Below are 25,031 nucleotides of genomic sequence, written 5' to 3' on the forward strand. Positions count from 1 at the left end.
TTCGCCGCCGCTTAACTCAAGCGTTAGACACCAATGAACACACTTCAACAATACTTCGATGCAGCGCTTAGAAGTCTCAACCGATCAAACTTCTTGGCATTGAGTGAACCTGAGCGTGTGCTTGCGACCATTTGGTGTCTAGAAGGCGACGTAAACAACGGTGGGTTCGACCAGTACTACTTCAATAGTTCCGGCGATCTTGCCCACTTTGCGCCGACCGCCCTCATGCTTATCGGCGCTAGCAACATGGCCGATATAGTTCATAGAGCAAACTCCCTTCTGGGTCCGGACGGCCCTTCTCGGGATAGGTTTTCTCGTCAAGGGCAACTATCAGCATTAACCGACCGGTTCTCAGCTTTTGATGGGCTAGACAGGGCCTTTTACGCATATCCTGACGAGATCTCGACTTTATTGTCGGCATATCTGAGACGCAACGGATATGATATCTAACAAACCATTCGAGGCGGACGGCTGCGCCGCCGCTCAATTCGAGCGTTAGAGCGCATGAACCCTTTAAAGGCGGCAAACTGGGCATTGGCCTTAGTCATCATTGGATGGCCTTTGTCTTACTACGGTGCCATGCCTAATCAGATCGGCGATCCCGCGCCTCATCAGATCGGCGATCCCGCGCCGATGATTACGCAAGCGATGTATGAGGCTTACCAGCTACGTTCGTTTGCCTTCCTTACCGTGGGGATCCTTTGCCTTCTTGGCTCGGTCTGGCTCTCGGGCCACAGTTTCACAACGGCAAAGGTGCGCTCTACTGTGGCAGTGCTCGCCGTAGTGTTGCCTTCAATCGCCGTTGTCTTGAGCTTGGTGTTGTAGGTTACGGTAGTCTCTAACCACTCATTCGAGGCGGACGGCTTCGCCGCCGCTCAATTCCAGCGTTAGGCCGTATGGACACCACTGGCGAAGACATCGAGTGGGAACAACCTTGGCGGGCGATCCAGTTCGCCGCCGAGATCCCGCATGTTCAGAATCAGCTTGAGCGCGAGCTATCCGCTCAGCACCCTCTATATGGCACTGAGGCTAGAGTTATTGGTCGTCGCATCGACAACGATGACGTAGTAGCTGTTCTAAGAGACGGGACGTACGTCAACGTGCATCTAGTCTGGGCAACAGGCTCAAGCCCAGGCGCGTTTCCCGGTAAGTACCCATCTTGGTTCACTTACGGCCACCAAGATCAGTTCATCCATGCCATGCAGGCCGATGCTGCGGAGTACCGCGGTGAGGCCTAACAACTCGTTCAAGGCGGACGCGCTGCCGCGCGCCGCTTAACTCCAGCGTTGAGGCTGTAGAAAAAGCCCTTTTCGCGGATGGGTAGACAGCCCAGTTCGTGGACGTGGCATGTCGTCATGCGATGAGACCATTCCTGATGGCTCGGCTTTATGGGATGGCCCAGACGGGTCGACGCCGCTGGCGCCCGTGACAGGTTGCGATCTCTCGCCTGATTCCGCCTCACGCCGCCTGGCGGTAGTTCGCCCACTTCTCGATGTTGTAGATCAGCGCGAACAGCTTCCATTGACCATCGACCTTCGCCTGGCCGCGCAGGGTGAAGCGGTTGAGCCGCTTGTTGGCGCGCAGGTTGCCGAAAACCGGTTCGACGGTAGCGAAGCGCCGGCTGTACTGCTCACGACCCAGCGCACTGTCGATGCGCTCGCGCATGCGTTGGCTGTGGGTCGCCTCGGCTTTGCGGGTGAGCACGGCGACTTGGCGCGAGGGTGTGGTGGCCGGCTTACGCAGGCACTGCGCACGTAGGGGGCAGTCCTGACAGGTCGAGGGTGACCCGCGGAACTTGATTGCGGCATAGCCGCCGATGGTGCAGTCCTTGCCGTTGCGATACAGGCGTTGCCCCGCCGGGCAAATGGCGTGTGACTGGTCCGGTGCGATGATGAAGTCGTCGCGGCCAAACAGGCGTGGCTTCTTCGGTGTGCGTGACTTGTCGTGCAACGGATCGGGCTTGGTCCGGTGCCTGTCCTGCCCGGCGAAGCGCTCGTCGCGCTGGCGCATGGCGTTATCGGCGATCAGCGCGTCGATGTGCTTCTCGGCCAGCGCCGCCAGGTTGGCTTCGCTGTGATAGCCGGCATCGGCGGTGATCAAGGTGGTGGCGGTGCACTGGTCGGCGCAGGCGTCCAGCACCGGCAGCAGCAGTTCCTGCTCCGCGCCGCTGCCGTGGGCCGAGGCCTCGACGATGATCTGGTGCTTGGCATCGACCACCGCCACGCCGCAGTATCCCTGGATGACGCCCTTGTCGGTGGCCAGCTTGGCCGAGTCGTTGTCGGTGCGGTTGGACTTGCGGATCTTGCCACGCGATCCGGGCCGATCGTCGGGATGTTCGGCCAGCCACTGGCGGATCTTCGCCGCCTCGCGGGTGAGTCGCTGGATGCGGGCGGTGGCCTTGGCATCAAGCACGTCTTCGGCCATGCCGGCATCGTTGGCCTGGTGGCGTTCAAGCATGGTCGTTGCCGCGCGCTCCATCTTCTGCGCTTGCGCAAGGAACTCCGCGCGCGTGCCGGAGCGATGCTTGGAGGCGTTCGAGGGCAGCTTGACGCCGTCGATGGCGAACATCTCGCGGCCGATCAGCCCCTCAGCATCGAGCAGGGTCAGCACCTGGGCAAACATCGCGGCGATCGCCTCGCGCGAGCGACTGACGAAGTCGGCAATCGTGGTGAAGTGCGGCTTGGCGTCACCGGTCAAGGCGATGAACAGCACGTTGTCGCGACAAGCCCGTTCGATCGAACGCGAGCTCACCATGCCCTGCGAATACGCCAGCAGCACCGCCTTGAGCAGCATGGCCGGTGCATGCGCCGGCGCGCCGCTGTCGTCGTTGCGGTAGTACGCATCGAACGCGGACAGATCCAGCTGATCGACCAGATGGTGCAGCGCGTGGGCGAACGATCCCGGCACCAGCTGCGCCTGCAGGTCCACCGGCAACAGCCGCGGGCTCATGTCGATCTGCCGGTAGCGCGCCATCCCGATTCCCCTTGTTAGCGTCAGGGTATTGAAGCAACATCGGCGGAGGTTTTTCTACAACCTCGTTAGGGCCACATCATCAAGTCAGGGGCAGAGTCGGCTTTCTGCGGTGCTCAATGTCCGCGTAGCGATCAGGGGCGGGGCGAGCCCTGACGGATTCGCCCAAGCTGCGAGGACGACACTCGCGATAGTGCGCACCCGCGGCCACACGTCGCCTCCGCGCAAAAAAAGGAGGCGCACTGCGCCTCCCACCATCAATTTATATCCGCCATCCGGGCTTGCGGCAAGGCGCGCGCCCTGACCTAGCATCGCCGCCCTGCCGATGGGGCAGGAAGCATGAGGCGGGGCGGATGATGCATGACGACGAGTGGATCGCGGTTTCCCACGCGAACTGCGAGCACGTGGCCGGGCCGTTCTATCACGGGACGCGGGCGGACCTTTCCGTTGGCGATCTGCTGACGGCGGGGTTCACCTCTAACTACGACGAGCGGGTGGTGATGAACCACGTCTACTTCACCGCCATGGCGAAGGGTGCGGGGCTGGCTGCTGAGATGGCGCGTGGCGCGGGTCGACCGCGGGTCTATGTGGTGGCACCCACCGGCGCGTTCGAGGATGACCCGAACGTCACCAACAAGAAGTTCCGCGGCAATCCGACACGGTCGTATCGGAGCGCGCTGCCGCTGAAGGTCATGGGCGAGCTGGACAGCTGGGAGCCCTATGACGAGGAGTTCATTGCCGAGCTTCGGCGTCGCGTCGAGGAGGGCATGGGGGAAATTATCAACTGAGGAGGGCGGAGCCCTCGTCAGTGGTGGGGTCGCCTAGAGTTTCGATTCACGGCGGTCGGGTCGAAGCGCGAAGGGGGCCGCAGGTGTTCTGCAGGTGCACGACCGCGGCACGCGCCGAGGCGTTCGAAGTGGGGGGCTTGCCGAAGGCCTCCCACTTCGCGGATTCACCTGCGCCCGCGGTGTCGAGAAGCATCGTGCGATGCCGGGTCGAGGGGGATAAGCGCGGTGCGATTCTTCTCACATTCTTGCCCACCGATTCACACGCGCCGCCGCACGCTGCGGCTTTCCACCGACGCGGAGGATCGAGCCATGCCGAGCAAGAGCGCCATCCAGCGAGCCCGCAAGGACAAGCGTGAGGGCAAGTCGCCGAGCACGCAGGCGGGGGAGTTCGTACGCGAGGAGATCGAGCACGTGCGCGAGGGCAAGCACGGGGCGCGGTCGACCAAGCAGGCGATCGCCATTGGCCTGTCCGAGGCCCGCCGGGCCGGAGTGGATGTGCCGGCCAAGGGCAAGGCCGCGAAAAAATCCTCGGCGAAGAAGTCCGCTGCCAAGAAATCCGCTGCCAAGAAGTCGTCAACGAAGAAGTCGGCAACGAAGAAGTCGGCAACGAAGAAATCTGCCTGCAAGAAGGCAGCCACCAAGAAGACGGCGAGCAAGAAGGCGGCGCGCAAGTCGTCCGAGACGAAGGCCACCCGCAGCCGCGCGGCCACCAAGGCGCTGAAGAAGGAAGGAAGCGCGGCCGCTTCCAAGCGCGCGCTGTCGCGCCAGGGACATCAGGCGGCAGCCAAGCGCTCTGCGGCCGATCGCAGCGCCGCGGCCAAGAAGGCGGCCCGCACCAAGGGGGCGAAGGGACGTTCCGCCGCCGCCAAGAAGGCCGCACGAACGCGCGCGCGTCACTCCGGCGACTAGGTATTCCGCCGCGGCGTACCCGGCGGCGGATCGAAAGCGGCAAAAGGAGGCGCCCCCAGCGAGGGGCGCCACAAGCTGTTACTGGGCCGGCAGCGGGTTGTCGTGCACGTACTCGATCACCGCCCGCGCGTCGTCAGCCGCCTGGGTGAACGCGTCGAGCTGCGTTCCCGTGTAGGTGGTGCCGCCGAACACCGCGTCGATGATCGGTGCCGTCACCGTGCTGTAGGTGCCGTCGCCGTTGCTCTTGAGGTAGGTCACCGTGCCGGTGTAGGTGGCGCTGCGGTCGTAGGTGACGTTGCTGAAGTCGACATAGTCCTTGCCGTCCGCACCCACCAGCGGTGTGGCACCGGTGACGCCGAGGATCGAGTCGGTGTAGACCACCGTGTCCTCGTTGATCGAGCCGGCCTTGTCCGATGCGGCTGCCAGGAACGACGCCGCCTGCAGCATGTCGCTGTTGGTGGCGCTCTTGTCGACCAGGAACGAGAGGCTGCCGAGCGAGACGCCGTCCTTGGGCACGAAGCCGGGCAGGTAGCCGTTGTTCATCAGGGCCTCGTAGAGCGCGAGGTTGTCCAGCGGCGAATCGATCGTCTTGGCCACGCCGTCGACGGTGGTGACCAGGCGACCGGACGAGTCCGTGGTGATGGCAGTGGCGGCATTAAGCGCAGCGATCGCCTCGTCATAGGCCTTGTCGGTGACCTTGGACGGTGAGCGCGACACGCTGAGGCGGCTGAACTCCACCGGCACCACCAGATCTTCCGAGCCGGCCACGATGTCGCCTTCCGGCGTGAGCGGGATCAGGTTGCCGCTCGCGTCCAGCGGTTGAACGTGACCGTACTGGTCGAGGATGGGGATGCCGTTGGCGTCGCGGAGGATCACGTTCAGGTCGCCCAGCAGGTCACCCTTCTTGGTGCCCGCGCCGGCCGGCTTGCCCGTGCTGGCCTTGCCGCCACCGTACTTGGGGCCGCGGCGATCGGAGCTCTCATCCGCGGCCGCCGAGGCGTCGCCCGAGCCGTGCAGAACCTTCGACTCGACCGACTTGCTGCCGCTGTTGCCATGCGAGCTCGAGCCGCTGGCGTCGCCGCTGGAGCTCTTGCCCTTGCCTTGACCCTGGCCGCCCTTGTTCTGGCTGCCGTGCGTGCCCGAGCTGTGGGAGCTGCCGTGCGAATCCTGCGCCGCGGCCGGGGCCAGCGGCGACCATGCCGCATGCGGTGCTGCGAGCGCGGCGAGCATGGTGAGGCCGGCTAGACCCACGATGAGCGGTTTGCGTTGCACTACGTATCGCGTCTTCATCTCGTTCTCCTGTTGCCTGTGAATGCTGTGGCCTGCGCCCGAGCCACGGTGAATCGTCAAGAAGCGAGCGGGGTGTCCGCTCGTGCCAACGGCGCTTAGGGGTTGGCATCGATCCGTCGCTCAGAAGCGCACTCCCACCCCGATGCGCGCGAGGTATTGCCAATGGGTGAAGCGAAGCTGGTCGGCCTGGGCCTGCGTGGTGGTGAAGGCGATGGCGTCGTAGCGGGTGGCTGCGTAGTCGAGGCGGACAAAGGCCGCCTTCCACAGCGGTGCCTCCACGCCCGCGCCGAAGCGGTCGCCGGTACGCGTGTCGTTGCGGTCCACCCACGCGTTGGGGTTCTCGCCCTTCACGTAGATCGTGTGAAAGCGTCCGCGGGCGCGACCGGCACGCAGGTAAAGCAGCGCGCCGTATGGCGTGGCGTAGCCCAGTCGCAGCGACGCGCCGTAGCTGCCCCGCCCTTCAACCGAGAACTGGCGGCCGCCGGGCTGCTTGTCGTGGTACCAGCCGCTGCTGCTGCCGTCGCTCTCCAGCTCCACGCCGGCATAGAGCGGCCCGAACGCGTGGCCATAGCCGCCGAACACGCCGAAATCCGTGCCGTGGCCACCGAAGTCGGTGTGGAAGTCGGTCACCGGCGGCACGTCCGACTGGCGTTGGATCGCGTCGAGCCGGCTGCCGAAGCGGTTGTCGCCGCCCTGCGCGCCGGCGTAGAAGCCGCTGGTGTCTGCCGGGGCGCGCGCCGACTCGGGTACGGCACCCAGGCGCCAGCCCAGCCCCAGCTGGAAGCGTCCGGTGCTGTCGGCAAAGCGGTCGCTGGCTTCGGCATTGGCCACCTCGTAACCGCGATAGCGCACGAGGTCGTACTGGCTGCGCGCAAACAGGTGGCGGCTCAGCGGAATGTCCAGCCCGATGCCGTAGGTGCTGGACCAGCGGCGGTCGGACTGCGCGGAGGCGGTGCCATCTTCGACGGTATACGCGCTGTCGAAGCGCGAGCGGATGCGCCCGGCGCTGACGAACAGCAGGTTGTTGCCCGGCAGCAGCGGACCGGCGCGCAGCGAGAATTCCTCGCTGCGCTCCTGGTCGGTGGAGAACACGCGGCTGCTGGGTGTCTTGTCGTGCAGCCAGTCGACCCGGCTGCGCCCGGCTGCCGCTTCCAGACCCAGGTACCAGCGGCCCAGCGTCTGCCCGTAGCCGACGAACAAGGCGTTCGTCAGGCCGCTGCCGGCGAAGTCGCCGCGATAGGTGCCGTGTTCCCCGCGCGGCCCGGTGACCCGCGTATCGACGTTGCCGTAGCCGGTGCTGGCGCCCACGTAGAAGCCGTCGGCCGCCGACGACCAGTCGGTCGTCGCGGGCAGCAGCCCCGCTTCGCCAGCGATCGCGCGGCCGCTGCCGTCCATGCGCACGCCGAGGTAGATCTCGTTGCGGTAGTACTCCGCGTCGGGCGCGTCCGAGTGGCGTTGCAGCAGCTGGTAGTTCGCCTCGATCTGCCAGTAGCGGTGCACGCGGTAGCTCAGCCCAAAGCTTCCGGCGAACAGGTCGTCGCGGCGGTCCAGGCCACGAAAGTCGCTGCGGGTGGCGCTGATGCCGGCCTGCGCCGACAGGCGCTCGCTGAGCTTGTGGTCGATGCGCAGGCTCACGTGGGTGTCGACGTAGCTCGATGCGCCGGGCAGGGTGGTTTCCTGCGCCGAGCGATCGACCGCTGCGTCGAGCGTGGTGCGGGGCGTCACCCGCCACAGCAAGGTGGCGCCCAGTGTGGGGGCCGTCACCTTCGGCAGCCGCGGGTCGACATAGCGCTGCGACAGCCAGCCGGCGTAGATCTCGCCGCGCACCGTGGTGGCATCGCGACTGGCCAGACCCACCACCCAGCTATCGCCCTGCGAGTCGCGCCGGTAACCGTAGTCGTCGATGCGGCGCCGATAGTTGCGCTCGTCGTAGGTGCCCTGGGCGAACACGTCGACATGCGGCGCGATGCTGTAGCCGAGGCGAAGGCCGACGCCGATCACGTTGCGGTCGCGGTCGCCATTGTCAATCAGCTCGCCGGCCGCGCTCGTTACGTTGCGATAGGAAAGATGGTCGAACGTGCCGCCGGCGCGCAGCGAGAACGGGGCCCAACGCTGCTCGATGCCGAGGTGGGCGTGGGCATCCGTAAACACGGTGGGCCGGGTTCCCAGCACGTCGTCGGGCGAGGTGCGGTCTTCATGCGACCGGCTGTAACCCAGGCCGCCGAACATCGCGCCATAGGTGTTGATGCGCTGGCGGCCGCTGGCGTCGATCTCGTAGTCGGTGCTGTTTTCGCTGGGATGGCTGCGGTAGCGCGTGCCGGTGCCGCTGGCGGTGAGCGTCAGGCTGCGCCCGTCCCCCTGCTTGCGCAGCAGCAGCGAGGGCGACACGGTCAGCAGCACGTCGCTGCTGGGCTGGTTCGGTGTGGCGTAGACGTTGCTGTCGTAGCTCAGGCCCGTGCTCAGGCCGGGGGTCACTTCCAGCTTCGAGGAGGTGTCGGCCGCTGCCGGCGTCTGTGCGTCGGCGGAACGGGGTAGGGGCGGCGGGGTGAGCATCTGCGCGGGCGCCGCGGCGGGCCAGCCGCCCCACAAGGCCGCGCACAGCGCGGCATACAGGCCTCGCTGCGAAAACGTTCGGTTGTGTGGTTTCGCCATGTCGTTTGCACGTGCCATGCAGATGGTTCGGGCATGCAACACCCCTGTTGAAAACCATGCTGGCAGGGCGATCCACGGCCTCATTTGACGCCGGTCAAACGAAACCCGGCGCCGCGGAAATGACGCTCGGCGGTTGATCTGCGTCAACCGCGCGACCGCGGCGAGTGGTGCGTGAAGAAGGTCGCCTGGCACAACCACGCTGCGACGACGGGCGGCATGGGAGGCTTGACTCTGGACCTGGATCAAGGCTCTAGAGTGATCCCATGAACACATCGAGCCCACTCACCATCGGTGCCGTCGCCAAGCGCGCCGGCGTGCCCATCGACACCATTCGCTACTACGAGCGTGAGGGCCTGCTGCCCGTGCCGCTGCGTCGTGCCTCGGGCTATCGCAGTTACGGCGAGAGCACCGTGGCGCAGCTGCGCTTCATCCGCCGCGCGAAGGCGCTGGGTTTCACGTTGGAGGAAATTCGCGACCTGTTGGCACTCTCGTCCGATCGCCAGCGCGGCGTGAAGGCGGTGAAGAAGCGTGCCGAGGCGCGCCTGGCGGCGATCGAGGTGCGCATCGCCGAACTGCAGCGCGTGCGCGACGGGCTGGTGGAGCTGGTTGCCTCGTGCCCCGGTCATGGGGCGCCGGAGCACTGCCCGATCCTGCGCGCGCTCAACGACGAGGAGAACCTCTGATGGAACACGCAGCCTCCTGCTGCCCCGGCGGCCCCCCTTCCGCCACGGCGATCGATCCGGTTTGCGGCATGACGGTGGACACCACGGCCGGCAAGCCGAGCGCCGTGCATGAGGGCCGCACCTTCCATTTCTGCTGCAACGGCTGCAGGACGAAGTTCGAGGCCGATCCGACGAAGTATCTGGCGGCGAAACCAGCCAGCGGCGACTGCTGCGGCAGCAAGACGGATGCGCCGGCGGGGCACGACCACGTGCATGGGCATCAGCACGATCATGCCGGCGACCCCGCACGCGCGGTAAAAGATCCGGTCTGCGGCATGACGGTCGACCCGCACACCGCGAAGCACCGCGCGGAGCACGAGGGGCACACCTACTACTTCTGCGCCGCGCGCTGCCGCGAGAAATTCGTGGCTGAGCCACAGGCCTATCTGGGCGAGCGCAAGGCCACACCGCCGGCGCCGGCCGGCACGATCTACACCTGCCCGATGCATCCGGAGGTGCAGCAGGTCGGCCCCGGCGATTGTCCGAAGTGCGGCATGGCGCTGGAGCCGATGATGCCCACCGCCGAGGACGACGGCAGCGAGCTGAAGGCGATGGCGCGGCGTTTTTGGACGCTGGTGGCGCTCACGGTGCCGGTATTCCTCGTGGCGATGGGGCCGCACCTCACCGGCCTGCATCTGCCGTCACCGTGGGACGGCGTGGCGGCGTGGACCGAGGCGCTGCTGACCAGTGTGGTGGTGCTGTGGGGCGGTGCGCCGTTCTTCCGGCGCGGCTGGAATTTGCTGCGGCCGTGGTCGCCGAACATGTACACGCTGATCGCGCTCGGTACCGGCGTGGCGTGGACTTACAGCGCCGTGGCGTTCCTCGCGCCGAGCGCCTTTCCAGCCAGCTTCCGCGACATGCACGGCCGCGTGGCGGTGTACTTCGAATCGGCGGCGGTGATCGTCACGCTGGTGATGCTGGGCGACTTCCTCGAGCTGCGCGCGCGCCGGCGCACCGGCGAGGCACTGAAAGCGCTGCTGGGGCTGGCGCCGAAGATCGCGCACCGGGTCGATGCGGATGGCCGCGAGGCTGACGTTTCGCTCGACGCCGTGCAGCCGGGCGACACGCTGCGCGTGCGGCCGGGCGAAAAGGTGCCGGTGGACGGCGTGGTGCTCGAAGGCAACAGCCACGTCGACGAGGCCATGCTCACCGGTGAGCCAATGCCGGTGGCCAAGGCGGCGGGCGACGCGCTCACCGGCGGCACGGTCAACCAGGACGGCACGCTGCGGATGCGCGCCGAGAAGGTCGGTAGCGAGACGGTGCTGTCGCAGATCGTGGCGCTGGTCGCCGCCGCCCAGCGCAGCCGGGCACCGCTGCAGCGGGTAGCTGACAAGGTGGCGGCGTGGTTCGTGCCGATCGTGGTGCTGTGCGCAGTGCTGGCCTTCGCGCTGTGGGCCTGGCTGGGGCCGGACCCGCGGATGACGCGGGCGCTGATCGCCGCCGTGTCGGTGCTGATCATCGCCTGCCCCTGCGCGCTGGGTCTGGCCACGCCGATCTCGATCATGGTGGCCAGCGGCCGCGGTGCGCATCTGGGCGTGCTGTTCAAGGATGCCGGCAGCATCGAGGCGATGCGCGACATCGACACGCTGGTGGTGGACAAGACCGGCACGCTGACCGAAGGCAAGCCGGCGCTGCGCGAGCTGGTGCCACTGGGCGGGCGCGCACGCGATCGATTGCTGGTGCTCGCCGCCGCGCTGGAGGCACCGAGCGAACACCCGCTGGCCCGCGCGATCGTGCGGGCGGCCGGGCAGCAAGCGCTGCCCGCGGTGGAGGATTTCCGCAGCATCGCCGGACAGGGCGTGCAGGGGCACATCGACGGCCAGGCCGTGGCGCTGGGCAACCGGGCGATGATGCGGGCGCTGTCGGTCGACGTGAACGCCGGCGCGGTGAACGATGCCGACCGGCTGCGTGGTGAAGGGGCGACGGTGATGTACCTGGCCCTCGAGGGCGCGCTGGCCGGGTTGATCGCGGTGTCCGACCGCCTGAAGGACGGCGCGGCCGAGGCGATCCGTCGCCTGCACGCCGAGGGCCTTCAGCTGGTGATGCTTACCGGCGATCACCTGCTGAGCGCGCAGGTGGTGGCGCGTGGGCTGGGTATCGATGAAGTACACGCGGAGGTATCGCCTGCCGGCAAGGCCGCGGTGGTGCAGTCGCTCAGGAAGAATGGCCGGCGCGTGGCGATGGCCGGCGACGGCGTCAACGATGCGCCCGCGCTGGCGGCGGCCGATGTCGGCATTGCCATGGGCACCGGCACCGACGTGGCGATGGAAAGCGCCCAGGTGACGCTGGTGAAGGGCGATCTGGCCGGCATCGTTCGGGCGCGGGCGCTGTCGCGCGCCACGGTGCGCAACATCCACCAGAACCTGTTCTTCGCCTTCGTCTACAACGGCATCGGTGTGCCGCTGGCTGCCGGCGCCCTGTATCCGTGGCTGGGCTGGATGCTGTCGCCGATGGTCGCCGCACTGGCGATGAGCTTCAGCTCGGTGTCGGTGGTGAGCAACGCGCTGCGCCTGCGTTCGGCGCGGCTGTGATGCGGTGGTGACGGCTGTCACCGGCGGTGGCTGACGGAACCGACTGCCACAGAAGAGGGGGGTGGCCGATCATGCTTCCACGCCCATCGGGGCGAGGGAGCACACACATGAACACCGTCAACGACACCCGCAGCCTGCTGGATCGCCATCTGCCCCTGCTGGTCGGCCTGCTGGCCGCACTGCTGGCCGGCAAGGCCCTGAAGAAGATGTTCTGGACGGCCTTCGGCATGTACTGGGCGCTGCGTGCCAGCGGGATCCATCCGTTCGGCTGAGCGGCGGCGGGAACGGGCGATGGCTTACACTTTCGCGTCCCCGCTACGCCCCGGAGCCGCCCGCCATGTCCGACGCGATCGCCCTGATCCAGCGCTACTACGCCGCGTTCAATGCCGGCGATTGGGAGGCGATGCTGGCCTGCCTCACCGACGACGTGGCGCACGACCTCAACCAGGGCGGGCGTGAGCATGGTCGCGAGGCGTTCCGCGCCTTCCTTGCGCGGATGAACCGCTGCTACGCCGAGCGGCTGGAGAAAGTCGTGGTGATGGCCGCCGCCGACGGCACCCGCGCGGCGGCCGAATACGAAGTGCACGGGAGCTACCTGGCTGACGACGAGGGTTTGCCGCCGGCACACGGCCAGCGCTACGTGCTGCCCGGCGGCGCGTTCTTCGATCTCCGCGATGGGCGTATCAGCCGCGTCACCAACTACTACAACCTCGCCGACTGGATCGCGCAGGTCGCCGGCGGCTGATCCGATGGCCGTGCGCACCATCACCTGCACCGGCGAGGCGGTCGCGCCGTTCCTGGCCGATCTGGCGCGGCTGCGCACCACCGTGTTCCGTGACTATCCGTATCTCTACGAAGGCAGCGCCGACTACGAGAGCGAGTACCTGACCGCCTACGCGCGCTCGCCGCGCAGCGTGTTCGTGCTGGCCCTCGACGGCGACATCGTGGTCGGCGCGTCCACCGGCATCCCGCTGCTGGACGACCAGCCGGCCTTCCAGGCGCCGTTCCGCGAGAAGGCTTTCCGGCTGGAGCAGGTGTTCTACTTCGGCGAATCGGTGCTGCTGCGCGACTACCGAGGGCAGGGGCTGGGCCATCACTTCTTCGACGAGCGCGAAGCGCACGCGCGGCGGCTCGGCGGGTTCGCCCTCACTGCGTTCTGTGCGGTCGAGCGCGCCGATGACGATCCTCGCAAGCCGACCGGTTACCGCCCCAACGACGCCTTCTGGACCAAGCGGGGGTATCGCCGGCAGGACGATCTGTTCTGCACTCTGGACTGGAAGGAGCTTGGCGACGCGGCGGCCAGCCCCCACCTGCTGCGGTTCTGGTTGCGTCCGCTGGAGGCTGAGCATTGAGCGTGAAAGTGGCGGTGGCGCAGTGGCCGATCGGTGCCCCGGCGCGTTTCGAGGATTTCGCGGCCCGCGTGGAAAGCGAGCTGGCCGGCGCCGCTGCGCAGGGGGCGCAGATCGCCGTGCTGCCCGAATACCTGGCGCTGGAGCTGGCGCATGCGTTCGGCCCTGCGGTCTACGGTGACCTACAGCGTTCGCTGTTAGCCGTGGACGGGCTCTATGCCGATTGGCGCGTGCTGTTTTCCGGGCTGGCGCGCCAGCACCGCATGTATATAGTGGCCGGCAGCTTCCTGCGGCGGCAGGGCGGGGCGTTCCGCAACCGTGCGCTGCTGTTCGCCCCGGACGGTCGCGTCGGCGAGCAGGACAAGCTGCGCCTGACCGGCTACGAGAAGCAGGCTGGTTGCATCGAGCCGGGTGACGCGCTGAAGGTGTTCGACACCGAGTTCGGACGCGTCGGCATCAACATATGCTACGACGTCGAGTTCCCGCTGTTCGCACGTGCCCAGGCCGAGGCCGGCGCGGCGCTGCTGCTGGTGCCGAGCTGCACCGACACCGAAGCGGGCGCCTGGCGCGTGCGCATCGGCTGCCAGGCCCGTGCGCTGGAGAACCAGCTGCCGGTGGTGTGCGCCGTGACCGCGGGCAGCAGCGACTGGAGCCCGGCGTTGGACGTCAACACCGGCCAGGCCGCCGTCTACGTGCCGCCGGACCGCGGACTGCCGGAGACGGGCGTGCTGGCCGCGCTCGACGCCGACGCGAGCTGGCTGGTCGCCGACGTGGACGTCACCGCGGTGCGCGAGGCTCGCGCCATCGGCCAGGTCGGCGTTGCCGCGGACTGGCCGGGGCAACTCCTACCCGCCGTGCAGCGCGCACGGCTTGCCGGATTCGAAAGCGCGTGAACACCCGAACCCTCGCCGACTGGCTGAGCTACCAGGAACAGGTCAATCCCCGCGCCATCGAGCTGGGGCTCGAACGCGTGCGCGCGGTCTGGCAGCGGATGGGCGCGCCGCGGCCGGCGCGCCACGTGGTTACCGTCGGCGGCACCAACGGCAAGGGCTCCACCGTGGCCCTGCTGGAGGCGATGCTGCGTCAGGCCGGCCGGCGGGTGGGCTGTTTCACCTCGCCCCACCTGCTGGCCTACAACGAGCGCGTACGCATCGACGGCGCCGACGTGGACGATGCGTCGCTGGTCGCCGCGTTCGAGCGCATCGAGGCGGCGCGCAGTCAGGGACCCGGCGAGTCGATCCCGCTGACCTATTTCGAATTCAGCACGCTGGCAGCGCTGGACCTGTTCGTGCGCGCCGAGCTGGACGTGGCGGTGCTGGAGGTGGGCCTGGGTGGACGGCTCGACGCGGTGAACATCGTCGATGCCGACGCGGTGGCGATCACCACGGTGGACCTGGACCACATGGACTGGCTGGGTCCGGACCGCGACAGCATCGGCCGGGAAAAGGCGGGCATTGCCCGTGCCGGGCACCCGGCCGTGGTGGGCGAGGTCGACCCGCCGGCGGGGTTGCTCGATGCGCTGCATGCGCTCGGTGCGACGGTGATCCGCGCCGGCGTCGATTTTCACGTGGAGCGCCTGCCGTCCGGTTGGCGCTGGATGCATCGCGACGGCACCACGATGGCGCTGCCCGATCCGGCGCTCGCCGCGCCGGTGCAGTACGCCAACGCCGCCGCGGCGATCGCCATCCTGCATGCGCTGGGCCATGGCCTGCTGGGAGCCGCCCCAGAGCAAGCGGTGGCGCTGGCGCTGCGTGGTGTCTCGGTGGCGGCGCGGTTGCAGTCGCTCGGGGGCGACCCCGTGCTGTACGTGGATGTGGGTCACAACCCGCAGGCGGCGCGCGCACTGGCGCAGTGGCTGGATGCCGTGCCGCACGGCCCTGTGCATGCGGTGTTCGGCGCGCTGTCGGACAAGGACGTGGCTGGCGTGATCGGTGCGCTGGGAGCGCGCATCGACCGCTGGCACCTGGCCGGGCTGGAGCGCGATACGCCGCGCGGCCTGCCGGCGCACGCGTTGGCCGATGCCCTGGTTGCCGGCCGGCCCGACGCCCGGTTCGACCTGCATCCCGGCGTGGCGGAGGCGCTGGATGCAGCACGGACAGCCGCGCGCCCGGGCGAGACGATCCTGGCTTTCGGCTCGTTTTTCGTCGCCTCGGCGGTGCTCGCCGCGCATCGCGCCTGAACGAGGACGCCTGGCGGTTTCCGGCGGCAGGGTTACGCCGGGTATAATTCCGCCGCTTCGCGCCGCGCCCGCCACCCCTGGAGCCCGTCTTGAAAACTCGCCTGCTGGGAGCTGCCGTTCTCATCGCGCTGCTGGTCCTCATCGTTCCGATGTTCTTCCCGAGCCACCCGCCGGCGGCGCCGGGCGACCAGTCGGTGAGCCTGGCGATCCCGCCGGCGCCGGATCGCGATCTGCAGACCCGCACGATGAGCCTGAACCCCGATGCTTCCGCGCCGGCGATTCCGGCCAGCACCAGCGCGACGGTGATCCCGGCGGCCAACAACGGCAGTAGCGACCAGCTCGCCACGGTCGACATTCCGTCCCATCGTCCGACCGACGTGGAGGCCGGCGCCGCCGGCGCGTCCACGGCCGCGCCCGCCGCCCAGGCCGCGGCGCAGCCCGCCCCGCCAGCCGCCCAGCAGCCGGTGATCCCGTCGCAGGCGCCCGCCTCCAAGACTCCCTCGACGCCCAAGCCGGTCCCGCAGGCTCCGGCCAGCAAGCCGACCCCAGCGGCGGAGCCGGCGATGCCGTCGGCCACCGCGGCGCGCGGCAGCTACACCCTCAACCTCAGCGCCTACGCCTCCAGCAGCGGCGCAGCCAGCCTGATGCAGAAGGTGCGCGCGCTGGGCTATCCGGTGCGCAGTCAGGCCATCCACCAGGGCGGCAAGACACTCACCGCGGTGGAGGCCGGTCCGTTCCCGTCGCGCACCGCGGCCGAAAGCGCGCGGCTGAAGATCACCCAGAGCATCGCCGGCGTGCCGGCAAAGCTCGAGAGTGGCGCCAGCACCCCTGCGGGCGACGCGCCGGCCAGTGCACCGGCCAAGGGCCGCCGGGCCGGTGGCTGGGCGGTGCAGGTGGCCGCCATGAGCGGTCAGTCCGACGCCATCGCGCTGCGCGACAAGCTTCGCGCGAACGGTTTCGACGGCTTCGTCGACTCGGTCAGCGTGGGTGGCAAGAGACTCTGGCGTGTGCGCGCCGGGCCGCAGACCCAGCGGGACGACGCGATGCGCGTGCGCGAGCAGATCAAGTCCAAGCTTGGCCTGTCAGGCAACGTCGTCAGCGTCCCCTGAGCAGCAGTCGTAACGGAGCGACCGCAGGATGAACTGGGCCGATTACGTCATCGCCGCGGTGATCGCCATTTCGGTGCTGATCGGCCTGTGGCGCGGGCTGGTGGCGGAGGTCCTGTCGCTGGCGATCTGGATCGGCTCGATCTGGGTCGCCTGGGCGTTCGGTCCGACCGTCGCCGGCTATTTCGACCGCAGCATCCACACGCCCGAGCTGCGGCTGGTGGCCGGCTACGGCTTGTGCATCGTCGGCGTGCTGATCGTCGGCGCGCTGGTCAATGCGATCTTCCACCGGCTGGTGGTCGGCGCCGGCCTGTCCGGGCCGGATCGCGCGCTGGGCGTGCTGTTCGGTTTTGCCCGCGGCGTGCTGCTGGTGGCATTGATGGTATTCCTGCTCGGTTTCACCGCCGTGGTGCGCGAGCCCTGGTGGCACCAGTCGCTGTTGCTGCCGCAGTTCCAGGGTGTGGCGATCGCCGTGGGTCGGCACCTGCCGGCCAGCACCGGACGTTATCTGCATCCTTCTCCGGAGGTGAGCGACAGCCTGTCCCGGCTCAAGGCTGGTGCGGGCAGTGCCGATCTCTCCGGCATGCGGCGCCTGCTCGACGCGCAGGCCGCGACCTTGCGCGGACCGCTCGCCGCACCCACATCGCCCGCTCCGGCGACGTCTTCTCCCGCGGTGGCTCCGGCCGACGCGCCTTCGCATCCGTAATCGCAAGACCCCACGCAGGCACCCAACATCATGTGCGGAATTATCGGCATTGTCGGCATCACCGAGGTCGCCTCGGCGCTCTATGACGGCCTCACCGTCCTCCAGCACCGTGGCCAGGATGCCGCGGGCATCGCCACCGTGGATGGATCCCGTCTGCGCCTGCACAAGGGCAACGGCCTGGTACGCGACGTGTTCAACCAGACCTCGATGAGCCGCCTGCGCGGCCGCATCGGCATCGGCCACTGCCGTTATCCCACGGCGGGTTCGGAGGGGGCCGACGAGGCGCAGCCGTTCTACGTGAATTCGCCGTACGGCATCGCCTTTGCGCACAACGGCAACCTGGTCAACACCGACGTGCTGCGCAAGGAGATGTTCGAGGACGACCGCCGCCACATCAACACCGATTCCGACTCCGAGGTGCTGCTGAATGTGCTGGCACACGAGCTGCAGATCCAGGAGCGCATGGCGATCACGCCGGACAACATATTCAAGGCGGTGGCCGGCGTGCATGCGCGCGCCAAGGGCGGTTACGCCTGCATCGGCCTGATCCTCGGCTACGGCCTGATCGCCTTCCGCGATCCCAACGGCATCCGTCCGCTGGTGCTGGGCGAGCGCGTCACCGATGAGGGGCGCGAGTATGCGGTGGCCTCCGAGTCCGTGGCGCTGGACGTGCTGGGCTTCAAGCGCCTGCGCGACATCGCGCCGGGCGAGGCGGTGGTGATCACCGACGACGGCCAGCTGTTCAGCCGCCACTGCGCCGAGGCCGCGGTGCATGCGCCGTGCATCTTCGAGTACGTCTACCTGGCCCGCCCGGACTCGATGATCGAGGACGTGTCGGTGTACAAGGCGCGCCTGCGCATGGGCGAGAAGCTGGCGCAAAAGATCATGCGCCTGCGCCCGGATCACGGCATCGACGCGGTGATCCCGATTCCCGACACCTCGCGCACCGCCGCCAGCGCGCTGGCCGGCGCGCTCGGCGTGCCGTTCCGCGAAGGCCTGGTCAAGAACCGCTATGTGGGCCGCACCTTCATCATGCCGGGGCAGGGCGACCGCGTGAAATCGGTGCGCCGCAAGCTCAACGCGGTGGACCTGGAGTTCCGCAAGAAGACCGTGCTGCTGGTGGACGACTCGATCGTGCGCGGCACCACGTCGAAGCAGATCATCCAGATGGCCCGCGACGCCGGTGCCACGCGTGTGTACTTCGCCTCCGCCGCGCCACCGGTGCGCTACCCGAACGTCTATGGCATCGATATGCCGTCGGCCCATGAACTGGTTGCGGCCGGCAAGACCGAGCAGGAAGTCGAGCAGATGCTCGGCGCCGACTGGCTGATCTACCAGGATCTGGAAGACCTGGTCTGGGCGGTGCAGGACGGCAACGAAGACCTGACGCAGTTCGACACCTCCTGCTTCTCCGGCGAGTACGTCACCGGTCTGGAGAAGGACTACCTGCAGCAGATCGAGCTGATGCGCTCGGACGACGCCAAGGCGGCGCGCCGCATCGCCTGACCCGTCGGGGCGGGAACCCGCGGACGGTTCAGCCGTCCGCGAGCGGGCGTCCGCCGATGTTCTGGGCGATGCGCCAGAGCACGCCGGACGGATCGGTCATGCAGAAATCGCGCATCCGCCAGGGCCGGTCGGCCGGCGTGTCCAGACGGATGCCGTAGCGCTCGGCGATGCCTCGTTCGCACAGGTGCCGGTGCCAGGCATCGACATCGGCAACCAGCAGGTGCATGACGAAATTGCCGGCCAGGTCGGGGTGGTGAAAGTCCTGCAGCAGGAAGCTGCAGTCGCCGGCCGCGAAGTAGGCGACGCCGTTGCCCTCGGATTTCTCCTCGAAGCCGACGTCGGCATAAAAGCGCCGCGACAGCGCGTAGTCGCGGGCGGGAACGAAAGCCTTGATCTCGATGGTGTCCAGGCGGTCCATGCGAATATCTCCAAGGTTGGGGGGCCATGCCTGGCCGGCGACGACCGGCGACGACCTAGACTTGCCACGATGAACGATCTGCACGCCGCCGCCAAGACCTGCCTGGACGCCGCCGACCCGGTCGAGAAGCTGCGCCTGACCCATGAAACCTGGCAGGCCCTGTTGGCTGGGGAACTCGGGCCGGAGGCGGGCTCGCCGCCACCGGCGCCGATCGGTGCGCCGGGCCGTCCGCTGCGTCCCCGGCTGGTGCCGGCCCGCCAGGTGCCGCAGCGTGGCCTGGGTACGCCGGCCGGCCGCGCCGCGCTGGTCCACGCGGTGGCGCATATCGAATTCAATGCGATCAACCTGGCCTGGGACGCGGTCTACCGTTTCCGCGGCATGCCGGCCGGGTACTACCGTGACTGGGCCAGTTGTGCGCACGACGAGGCTCGGCACTTCGCGATGCTGGTCGAGCGGCTGGCCGAGCTGGACCACGCCTACGGCGACTTCGATGCGCACAACGGCCTGTGGGAGATGGCCGAGAAAACCGCCCACCACGGTACCGCCCGCATGGCGCTCGTGCCGCGGGTGCTGGAGGCGCGGGGACTGGACGTGACGCCGGGCATCATCGAGCGGCTGACCACGGTCGGCGACACGCGCACCGTGGCGATCCTCGAGGTGATCCTGCGCGAGGAAGTGGCCCACGTGGCCGCCGGTACGCGCTGGTTCCATTGGTGCTGCGCTCGCGACGGCGTGGAGCCACGCGACACCTTCATCGCGCTGCTGCAGCAGTACATGGGCCCCTGCCTGCGCGGGCCGTTCAACCACGAGGCGCGACTGCGCGCCGGCTTCGATGCCAGGGAAATGGATCGCCTGCTGGAACTGGCGAACGCCTGAACGGGCGCTGCGCTGCACCTTTCTCCGGGGGCGGCAGGCGGGTAGGGTCGGGCGGGTCGCTGCCGGAATCACCGGATCGCGATTCCGTCGCGACAGCCGATCCCCACCGGAGGAGCTGCCATGCTGAGTGTGTCCGAAGCTGCCGAACTGAACGTGCCCGCGGACGTCGTCTGGAAGACGCTGGGCGATTTCGGCGCTGCCGATCGTTACCTCGATCTGGTCGAGCGTTGCGAGCTGCAGCGCAACGGGGGCAGCGTGGAGCGTCTGCTCCACCTGCGTGGAGGAGGTCTGGTGCATGAACGCCTGGTGCTGGCCTGCCCGCAGGACCGCGCGCTGCGCTACACCATCGTCGATTCCCCGCTGCCGGTGGCCGACTACGTGAGTACGGTGCGGGTGGACGCGATCGACGGCGACCGCTGCCTCGTCAGCTGGTCCGCCACCTTCGATCCGCACGGGGCTGGCGAGGAGCAGGCCCGCGACGCCGTCGCCGCGATCTACCGCATGGGTTTCGACGGGTTGCGACGGTTGCATGCCGCGTAGGCCCGCCATCGCCGAGGAGACATCGCCATGCCGAAATTCCTGATCGAACGCGACATTCCCGATGCCTGCGCGCTCACCCCGGAGCAGCTGAAAGGCATTTCGCGGACCTCCTGCGGCGTGCCCGACGCGATGGGGCCGCGCATCCAGTGGGTGCACAGCTACGTCACCGACGACAAGGTGTATTGCGACTACATCGCCCCGGACGAAGCCACCGTGCGCAAGCACGCCAGCCGGAGCGGCTTTCCGGCCAACAAGGTGACCCCGGTCCACGCCATCATCGATCCGGCCACTGCGGAATGACGAAAACAAAAAAGCCGGCGCGAGGCCGGCTTTTTCGTCGAATTTTGGTCGGGGAGACAGGATTCGAACCTGCGACTTCTACGTCCCGAACGTAGCGCTCTACCAGGCTGAGCTACACCCCGTGGGAGCCGCGCATTCTAGCGACCGTCCCCGACCTTGGCAACAGGGGGCGTGACATTTCGGTGCCTCCCATGCGGCCGGGCGCGGGCGGCCATCTGCTAATCTTTCGGGCTGCCGTTTCACGGCCATCCGTCACCGTAAAGCAGAGGATTCCATGGCGCTTACCCCGGCCCGCACCATGCCCGGCGTGCTCGAGCTGCTGCCGCTCGACCAGATCGCGTTTCAGCGCATGCTCGACGTGATCCGCCGCAACTACGAGCGCTTCGGCTTTCTGCCGATTGAGACGCCGGTGATCGAATACTCCGATGTGCTGCTGACCAAGAGCGGCGGCGAGACCGAGCGGCAGGTGTACTTCGTGCAGTCCACCGGCTCGCTCAATGCGGCTGAGAAGATGAACGCCTTGGCCACAAACACCACTGTTCCCGAACTGGCGCTGCGCTTCGACCTCACCGTGCCGCTGGCGCGCTACGTGGCCGAGCACGAGCGCGATCTCAGCTTCCCGTTCCGCCGCTACCAGATGCAGCGCGTGTACCGCGGTGAGCGTGCCCAGCGCGGCCGCTTCCGCGAGTTCTACCAGTGCGACATCGACGTGATCGGCAAGGACAGCCTGTCGATCCGCTACGACGCCGAGGTGCCGGCGGTGATCTACAGCGTATTCCGCGAGCTGAACGTGGGCGCGTTCACCATCCAGATGAACAACCGCAAGCTGATGCGTGGCTACTTCGAGAAGCTCGGCATCAACGACGCCGAGCAGCAGATGCTGGTGCTGCGCGAGGTGGACAAGCTGGACAAGCGCGGCGCCGACTACGTGCGAGACACGCTCACCGGCGAGGCATTCGGGCTGAGCGTCGAGGTGGCCAACCAGATTCTCGCCTTCGTGCAGGTGCGCTCCACCTCGCTCAAGGATGCGCTGGACAAGCTCGATGCGCTGGGCGAAGGCCCCGAGGCGATGGAGCAGGGCCGCGCCGAGCTGAAGGAGGTGCTGGGCCTGATCCACGCGTTCGGCGTGCCGGAAACGCACTACGCGCTGAACCTCTCGATCGCCCGCGGCCTGGATTACTACACCGGCACCGTCTACGAGACCACGCTCAACGACCATCCGCAGATCGGCTCGGTCTGCTCGGGCGGTCGCTACGAGAACCTGGCCGGGCAATACACCAAGTCGCACCTGCCGGGCGTGGGCATCTCGATCGGCCTCACCCGCCTGTACTGGCAGCTGCGCGACGCCGGGCTCATCAACACCGCGCAGAGCACGGTCGACGTGCTGGTGACGCAGATGGACCCGGCGCAGCTGCCGGCCTATCTGGCGGTGGCCAACGAACTGCGCAGTGCCGGCATCGCCACCGAAGTGGTGCTGGAGGCCGGCAAGCTGGGCAAGCAGTTCAAGTACGCCGACCGTGCCGGCATCCGCTTCGTGCTGGTACTGGGCGAAAATGAGCTGGCCAAGGGCGTGGTGACGGTGAAGGACCTGCGCCGCGAGGATCAGTTCGAGGTGGCGCGCGGCGAGCTGATCAAAGCGCTCCGGGTGGAGCTGGAGCAGGCGGCGGTGATGGGGTGAGACCAGGGGCTGGATGATCCTCCGGGCCGTCATTCCGGGACCCTCAGGGTCGTCATTCCCGCGAAAGCGGGAATCCATCTTTGCTTTTGACGGCAAGAGCCCAATGGATTCCCGCTTTCGCGGGAATGACGGTGAGGATAGGTGGAGCAATCGCCGTCAATCGATCGCCAAGGAAGAAGCCACAACAGAACATGAGGAGACACGGATGCCTCCCAAACAACCGGCTGTCTACATCATGGCCAGCAGCGAGCGCGGCACCCTGTACATCGGTGCGACCGGCGACCTGAAGCGACGTGTATGGGAGCACCGCGATGGTGTGGTCGAGGGCTTTACCCAACGTTATGGCCTCAAACGTCTGGTCTGGTTCGAGTTCCACCCGGATTTCCCTACCGCCATCGCGCGCGAGAAACAGCTCAAGAAGTGGGAAAGAGCCTGGAAGCTTGAGCTGATCGAATCCACCAACCCAATCTGGCGTGACCTATTGAACGACCTGCTGGACTGAGGGGCGTTGCTCCCGGTAGGTACCAGCACCCCACAAACGAACAGGCGTCTGCCGGACGCCATGCATCAAACAACTCGTCGGAGCCTTACGTGAGCAAGACCATCACCCTGGACGGCAACAGCCTCACCCGCAAGCAACTGGTCGCCGTTGCCCGCGGCGGGGCATCGGTGGAGCTGGACCCGAACCAGCTCGCGCGCGTGCAGCGCGCGGCGGACTTCCTTGCCGACAAGGTGAGCTGCGGCGAGCCGACCTACGGCGTCACCACCGGCTTCGGCTCCAATGCCGACAAGCTGCTGGGGGCCCATCGCCTGCGCGACGAACTGCCCGGCGGCAACCCGCACCAGCCGGAAGGCACGCTGCTGGACGAGCTGCAGCACAACCTGATCATCACCCACGCGGTGTGCGTGGGTAAGCCGTTCGCCGAGGACGTGGTGCGGGCGATGCTGGTGATCCGCATCAACACCCTGATGCGCGGGCATTCCGGCATCCGCGTGTCCACGCTTCAGGCGCTCACCGCCATGCTCAACGCGGGCATCGTGCCGGTGGTGCCGGAGAAGGGTTCGGTCGGCGCCAGCGGCGATCTGGCACCGCTATCGCACCTGGCGATCGTGCTGCTGGGCGGCGGCGAGGCGTTCTACCGCGGCGAGCGCATGGCCGGCGCCGAGGCGCTCAAGCGCGCGGGGCTGCAGCCGATCCGGCTGTCCTTCAAGGAAGGCCTGGCGCTGAACAACGGCACCGCGCAGATGCTGGCGACCGGCGCGCTGGCGCTGGACACGCTGGAGCGCCTGCTCGACACCGCCGACCTCGCCGCCGCGATGACGCTGGACGCCTTCGCCGGCCGCAGCGGCGCACTGCGCGAGGAAGTGCACGCGCTGCGCCCGCATCCGGGTCAGGTCGAGACCGCCGCCCGCGTGCGCGATCTGCTGGAAGGCTCGACCCTGGTCGACATTCCGTATCACCTGGTGCCGCGCTTCCGGCAGTGGGCTGCCGATGCGTGGAGCACGCCGGAGGATCAGGCGCTCAGCTTCGACATCGGCTGGGAATGGGTGCCGGCCAACCAGCGCCACGGCCGCGAGGCGTTCTACAGCCGCTTCCTGCCGTTCAAAGGCGGCAAGAAGCACCAGCCGCAGGACGCCTACAGCCTGCGCTGCATGCCACAGGTGCACGGCGCGGTGCGCGACGCCTGGGCCCAGGCCTGCCGCGTGTTCGACATCGAGTTGAACGCGGTTACCGACAACCCGCTGATCTTCCCGGACAACGAGGCGGCGCAGTTCATCGAGGAGCAGGTGATCTCCGCCGGACACTTCCACGGCATGCCGCTGGCGCTGGCGATGAGCTACGTGAAGGCGGCGATCCCGGTGCTGGCATCGATCTCCGAGCGTCGGCTCAACAAGCTGGTCGACCCGGCCACCAACGACGGCCTGCCGGCCTTCCTCACCGGCAACGAGGACGCCACCGATTCGGGCTTCATGATCGTGCAGTACACCGCCGCGGCGCTGGTCAACGACCTGGCCACGCGCGCGCATCCGGCCAGCGTGTACTCGGTGCCGACCAGCGCCAACGCCGAAGATCACGTGTCGATGGGCGCCAACGAGGCACGCCACGTGCTCGACATGTGCGAAGACCTCGGCCACGTGCTGGCGCTGGAGCTGTACACCGCTGCCCAGGCGCTGGATTACCGCCAGGAAATGCTCAATGCCGCGCGCCGCCTGGCCGCCCGCGGCGACTGGCGGGCGCTGGCCGCCAAGATTACCAATGCACCGCGCGAGGACAGCCCGCATCACGCGCAGTTCGTCAACGAGGTGAAGGCGCTGACCGCCGCGCTGGCCGAAGTCGGCGACTACCACGCCGGCGCCGCCGTAAGCCGAGCACACGAGCGCTTGCGTCAGCACATCGGCTTCATGCACCGCGACCGCGCGATGGACGGCGACGTGCGCACGGTGTGCGAGCTGATCGCTCGTGGAGCCGTGCTCGACGCGGCCTAGGTGCCGGACGCTATTCTTTTTCCT

At 67.7% G+C, this 25,031-nt stretch carries 25 protein-coding genes and 1 tRNA gene; 21 read left to right on the forward strand and 5 right to left on the reverse strand.

All coding sequences use genetic code 11. From position 1 onward, the window contains the following. Positions 1–33: 33 nt before the first annotated feature. The 3 genes from NC595_RS20585 (at position 34) to NC595_RS17765 (ending at position 1,238) form a co-directional block, all read left to right on the forward strand. Entirely contained in the window at positions 34–450 is a 417-nt protein-coding gene (locus NC595_RS20585) for a DMP19 family protein (protein ID WP_425493169.1), read from the forward strand. A 54-nt stretch (positions 451–504) separates the two neighbouring features. Beyond that, positions 505–825 (forward strand): hypothetical protein, encoded by a 321-nt coding sequence (locus NC595_RS17760; protein WP_253568676.1) that lies wholly within the window; start codon positions 505–507, stop codon positions 823–825. Between the two features lie 71 nt (positions 826–896). Further along, on the forward strand, positions 897–1,238 hold the full coding sequence (locus NC595_RS17765) for a hypothetical protein (protein WP_253568677.1): 342 nt from the start codon (positions 897–899) through the stop codon (positions 1,236–1,238). Between the two features lie 220 nt (positions 1,239–1,458). Here the strand turns inward: NC595_RS17765 and NC595_RS17770 are convergent, their stop codons facing one another. Next, positions 1,459–2,973, reverse strand: coding sequence for an IS1182 family transposase (locus NC595_RS17770; protein ID WP_253568678.1), 1,515 nt, complete (start codon positions 2,971–2,973; stop codon positions 1,459–1,461). A gap of 350 nt (positions 2,974–3,323) precedes the next feature. Here NC595_RS17770 and arr point away from each other — a divergent pair, with 350 nt between their 5' ends. Both arr and NC595_RS17780 read left to right on the forward strand, forming a co-directional pair. Further along, complete coding sequence (gene arr / locus NC595_RS17775) at positions 3,324–3,758, forward strand: NAD(+)--rifampin ADP-ribosyltransferase (RefSeq protein ID WP_253568680.1); 435 nt, start codon at positions 3,324–3,326, stop codon at positions 3,756–3,758. 309 nt (positions 3,759–4,067) lie between these two features. Then, the gene (locus tag NC595_RS17780) at positions 4,068–4,667 is read left to right on the forward strand and encodes a DUF6496 domain-containing protein (RefSeq protein WP_253568681.1); all 600 of its coding nucleotides are present in this window, start codon (positions 4,068–4,070) and stop codon (positions 4,665–4,667) included. Between the two features lie 78 nt (positions 4,668–4,745). Here the strand turns inward: NC595_RS17780 and NC595_RS17785 are convergent, their stop codons facing one another. Both NC595_RS17785 and NC595_RS17790 read right to left on the reverse strand, forming a co-directional pair. Continuing rightward, the gene (locus tag NC595_RS17785; protein ID WP_253568682.1) at positions 4,746–5,957 is read right to left on the reverse strand and encodes a hypothetical protein; all 1,212 of its coding nucleotides are present in this window, start codon (positions 5,955–5,957) and stop codon (positions 4,746–4,748) included. Between the two features lie 120 nt (positions 5,958–6,077). Further along, positions 6,078–8,627 carry an outer membrane beta-barrel protein gene (locus NC595_RS17790; protein WP_253568683.1) on the reverse strand — a complete coding sequence of 850 codons (2,550 nt, stop codon included), beginning with the start codon at positions 8,625–8,627 and terminating at the stop codon, positions 6,078–6,080. Positions 8,628–8,872: 245 nt separating this feature from the next. Between NC595_RS17790 and NC595_RS17795 the strand changes: the two genes are divergently transcribed. From NC595_RS17795 to purF, 10 genes are all read left to right on the forward strand, one after another. After that, on the forward strand, positions 8,873–9,292 hold the full coding sequence (locus tag NC595_RS17795; protein ID WP_253568684.1) for a heavy metal-responsive transcriptional regulator: 420 nt from the start codon (positions 8,873–8,875) through the stop codon (positions 9,290–9,292). Next, positions 9,292–11,862 carry a heavy metal translocating P-type ATPase gene (locus tag NC595_RS17800; protein ID WP_253568685.1) on the forward strand — a complete coding sequence of 857 codons (2,571 nt, stop codon included), beginning with the start codon at positions 9,292–9,294 and terminating at the stop codon, positions 11,860–11,862. Before NC595_RS17795 ends, NC595_RS17800 begins: the two co-directional genes overlap by 1 nt. A 107-nt stretch (positions 11,863–11,969) precedes the next feature. Beyond that, on the forward strand, positions 11,970–12,134 hold the full coding sequence (locus NC595_RS17805; protein WP_017462312.1) for a hypothetical protein: 165 nt from the start codon (positions 11,970–11,972) through the stop codon (positions 12,132–12,134). A gap of 65 nt (positions 12,135–12,199) precedes the next feature. Beyond that, the gene (locus tag NC595_RS17810) at positions 12,200–12,607 is read left to right on the forward strand and encodes a ketosteroid isomerase-related protein (RefSeq protein WP_253568686.1); all 408 of its coding nucleotides are present in this window, start codon (positions 12,200–12,202) and stop codon (positions 12,605–12,607) included. 4 nt (positions 12,608–12,611) lie between these two features. Next, positions 12,612–13,214: a GNAT family N-acetyltransferase gene (locus tag NC595_RS17815; RefSeq protein ID WP_253568687.1), complete on the forward strand. Its 603-nt coding sequence runs from the start codon at positions 12,612–12,614 to the stop codon at positions 13,212–13,214. A 2-nt stretch (positions 13,215–13,216) separates the two neighbouring features. Then, a complete protein-coding gene (locus NC595_RS17820; protein WP_253568915.1) occupies positions 13,217–14,104 on the forward strand; it encodes a carbon-nitrogen hydrolase family protein in 888 nt (295 codons plus the stop codon). Then, positions 14,101–15,390: a bifunctional tetrahydrofolate synthase/dihydrofolate synthase gene (gene folC / locus NC595_RS17825; RefSeq protein WP_253568688.1), complete on the forward strand. Its 1,290-nt coding sequence runs from the start codon at positions 14,101–14,103 to the stop codon at positions 15,388–15,390. Before NC595_RS17820 ends, folC begins: the two co-directional genes overlap by 4 nt. Before the next feature lie 89 nt (positions 15,391–15,479). After that, positions 15,480–16,499, forward strand: coding sequence for an SPOR domain-containing protein (locus NC595_RS17830; protein ID WP_253568689.1), 1,020 nt, complete (start codon positions 15,480–15,482; stop codon positions 16,497–16,499). Between the two features lie 28 nt (positions 16,500–16,527). Beyond that, positions 16,528–17,202, forward strand: coding sequence for a CvpA family protein (locus NC595_RS17835; protein WP_253568690.1), 675 nt, complete (start codon positions 16,528–16,530; stop codon positions 17,200–17,202). Between the two features lie 30 nt (positions 17,203–17,232). Continuing rightward, positions 17,233–18,708 (forward strand): amidophosphoribosyltransferase, encoded by a 1,476-nt coding sequence (purF, locus tag NC595_RS17840; protein ID WP_253568692.1) that lies wholly within the window; start codon positions 17,233–17,235, stop codon positions 18,706–18,708. Between the two features lie 28 nt (positions 18,709–18,736). Here the strand turns inward: purF and NC595_RS17845 are convergent, their stop codons facing one another. Continuing rightward, positions 18,737–19,126, reverse strand: a complete 390-nt coding sequence (locus NC595_RS17845) for a VOC family protein (protein WP_253568693.1) — start codon at positions 19,124–19,126, stop codon at positions 18,737–18,739. Between the two features lie 69 nt (positions 19,127–19,195). On the opposite strand from NC595_RS17845, the gene NC595_RS17850 reads away from it, so the two are divergent. The 3 genes from NC595_RS17850 (at position 19,196) to NC595_RS17860 (ending at position 20,842) form a co-directional block, all read left to right on the forward strand. Then, the gene (locus NC595_RS17850; protein ID WP_253568695.1) at positions 19,196–20,002 is read left to right on the forward strand and encodes a ferritin-like domain-containing protein; all 807 of its coding nucleotides are present in this window, start codon (positions 19,196–19,198) and stop codon (positions 20,000–20,002) included. Positions 20,003–20,122: 120 nt separating this feature from the next. Next, positions 20,123–20,542 carry an SRPBCC family protein gene (locus NC595_RS17855; protein WP_253568697.1) on the forward strand — a complete coding sequence of 140 codons (420 nt, stop codon included), beginning with the start codon at positions 20,123–20,125 and terminating at the stop codon, positions 20,540–20,542. Between the two features lie 27 nt (positions 20,543–20,569). After that, positions 20,570–20,842 (forward strand): DUF4242 domain-containing protein, encoded by a 273-nt coding sequence (locus NC595_RS17860; RefSeq protein ID WP_253568699.1) that lies wholly within the window; start codon positions 20,570–20,572, stop codon positions 20,840–20,842. Between the two features lie 45 nt (positions 20,843–20,887). On the opposite strand, the gene NC595_RS17865 is transcribed toward NC595_RS17860, so the two are convergent. After that, positions 20,888–20,964, reverse strand: a tRNA-Pro gene (locus NC595_RS17865). 152 nt (positions 20,965–21,116) lie between these two features. On the opposite strand from NC595_RS17865, the gene hisS reads away from it, so the two are divergent. From hisS to NC595_RS17880, 3 genes are all read left to right on the forward strand, one after another. Continuing rightward, entirely contained in the window at positions 21,117–22,520 is a 1,404-nt protein-coding gene (hisS, locus tag NC595_RS17870) for a histidine--tRNA ligase (protein WP_253568700.1), read from the forward strand. A 103-nt stretch (positions 22,521–22,623) separates the two neighbouring features. Beyond that, on the forward strand, positions 22,624–23,022 hold the full coding sequence (locus tag NC595_RS17875; protein ID WP_343214920.1) for a GIY-YIG nuclease family protein: 399 nt from the start codon (positions 22,624–22,626) through the stop codon (positions 23,020–23,022). An 89-nt stretch (positions 23,023–23,111) separates the two neighbouring features. Further along, positions 23,112–25,007, forward strand: coding sequence for an HAL/PAL/TAL family ammonia-lyase (locus NC595_RS17880; protein ID WP_253568701.1), 1,896 nt, complete (start codon positions 23,112–23,114; stop codon positions 25,005–25,007). Positions 25,008–25,031: the final 24 nt, after the last annotated feature.

Origin of the sequence: Dyella lutea, from assembly GCF_024158035.1 — a bacterium.
Taxonomy (GTDB): domain Bacteria; phylum Pseudomonadota; class Gammaproteobacteria; order Xanthomonadales; family Rhodanobacteraceae; genus Dyella_A; species Dyella_A lutea.

Bases quoted from the DNA above. Each gene is read 5' to 3' on its own strand.
- purF (WP_253568692.1), top strand. From the start codon at position 17,233: ATGTGCGGAATTATCGGCATTGTCGGCATCACCGAGGTCGCCTCGGCG.
- NC595_RS17855 (WP_253568697.1), top strand. From the start codon at position 20,123: ATGCTGAGTGTGTCCGAAGCTGCCGAACTGAACGTGCCCGCGGACGTC.
- arr (WP_253568680.1), top strand. From the start codon at position 3,324: ATGATGCATGACGACGAGTGGATCGCGGTTTCCCACGCGAACTGCGAG.
- NC595_RS17760 (WP_253568676.1), top strand. From the start codon at position 505: ATGAACCCTTTAAAGGCGGCAAACTGGGCATTGGCCTTAGTCATCATT.
- NC595_RS17875 (WP_343214920.1), top strand. From the start codon at position 22,624: ATGGATTCCCGCTTTCGCGGGAATGACGGTGAGGATAGGTGGAGCAAT.
- NC595_RS17770 (WP_253568678.1), bottom strand. From the start codon at position 2,973: ATGGCGCGCTACCGGCAGATCGACATGAGCCCGCGGCTGTTGCCGGTG.
- NC595_RS17810 (WP_253568686.1), top strand. From the start codon at position 12,200: ATGTCCGACGCGATCGCCCTGATCCAGCGCTACTACGCCGCGTTCAAT.
- NC595_RS17860 (WP_253568699.1), top strand. From the start codon at position 20,570: ATGCCGAAATTCCTGATCGAACGCGACATTCCCGATGCCTGCGCGCTC.
- NC595_RS17850 (WP_253568695.1), top strand. From the start codon at position 19,196: ATGAACGATCTGCACGCCGCCGCCAAGACCTGCCTGGACGCCGCCGAC.
- NC595_RS17845 (WP_253568693.1), bottom strand. From the start codon at position 19,126: ATGGACCGCCTGGACACCATCGAGATCAAGGCTTTCGTTCCCGCCCGC.
- NC595_RS17785 (WP_253568682.1), bottom strand. From the start codon at position 5,957: ATGAAGACGCGATACGTAGTGCAACGCAAACCGCTCATCGTGGGTCTA.
- NC595_RS17815 (WP_253568687.1), top strand. From the start codon at position 12,612: ATGGCCGTGCGCACCATCACCTGCACCGGCGAGGCGGTCGCGCCGTTC.
- NC595_RS17790 (WP_253568683.1), bottom strand. From the start codon at position 8,627: ATGGCACGTGCAAACGACATGGCGAAACCACACAACCGAACGTTTTCG.
- NC595_RS17800 (WP_253568685.1), top strand. From the start codon at position 9,292: ATGGAACACGCAGCCTCCTGCTGCCCCGGCGGCCCCCCTTCCGCCACG.
- NC595_RS20585 (WP_425493169.1), top strand. From the start codon at position 34: ATGAACACACTTCAACAATACTTCGATGCAGCGCTTAGAAGTCTCAAC.
- NC595_RS17765 (WP_253568677.1), top strand. From the start codon at position 897: ATGGACACCACTGGCGAAGACATCGAGTGGGAACAACCTTGGCGGGCG.
- NC595_RS17835 (WP_253568690.1), top strand. From the start codon at position 16,528: ATGAACTGGGCCGATTACGTCATCGCCGCGGTGATCGCCATTTCGGTG.
- NC595_RS17805 (WP_017462312.1), top strand. From the start codon at position 11,970: ATGAACACCGTCAACGACACCCGCAGCCTGCTGGATCGCCATCTGCCC.
- hisS (WP_253568700.1), top strand. From the start codon at position 21,117: ATGGCGCTTACCCCGGCCCGCACCATGCCCGGCGTGCTCGAGCTGCTG.
- NC595_RS17780 (WP_253568681.1), top strand. From the start codon at position 4,068: ATGCCGAGCAAGAGCGCCATCCAGCGAGCCCGCAAGGACAAGCGTGAG.
- NC595_RS17795 (WP_253568684.1), top strand. From the start codon at position 8,873: ATGAACACATCGAGCCCACTCACCATCGGTGCCGTCGCCAAGCGCGCC.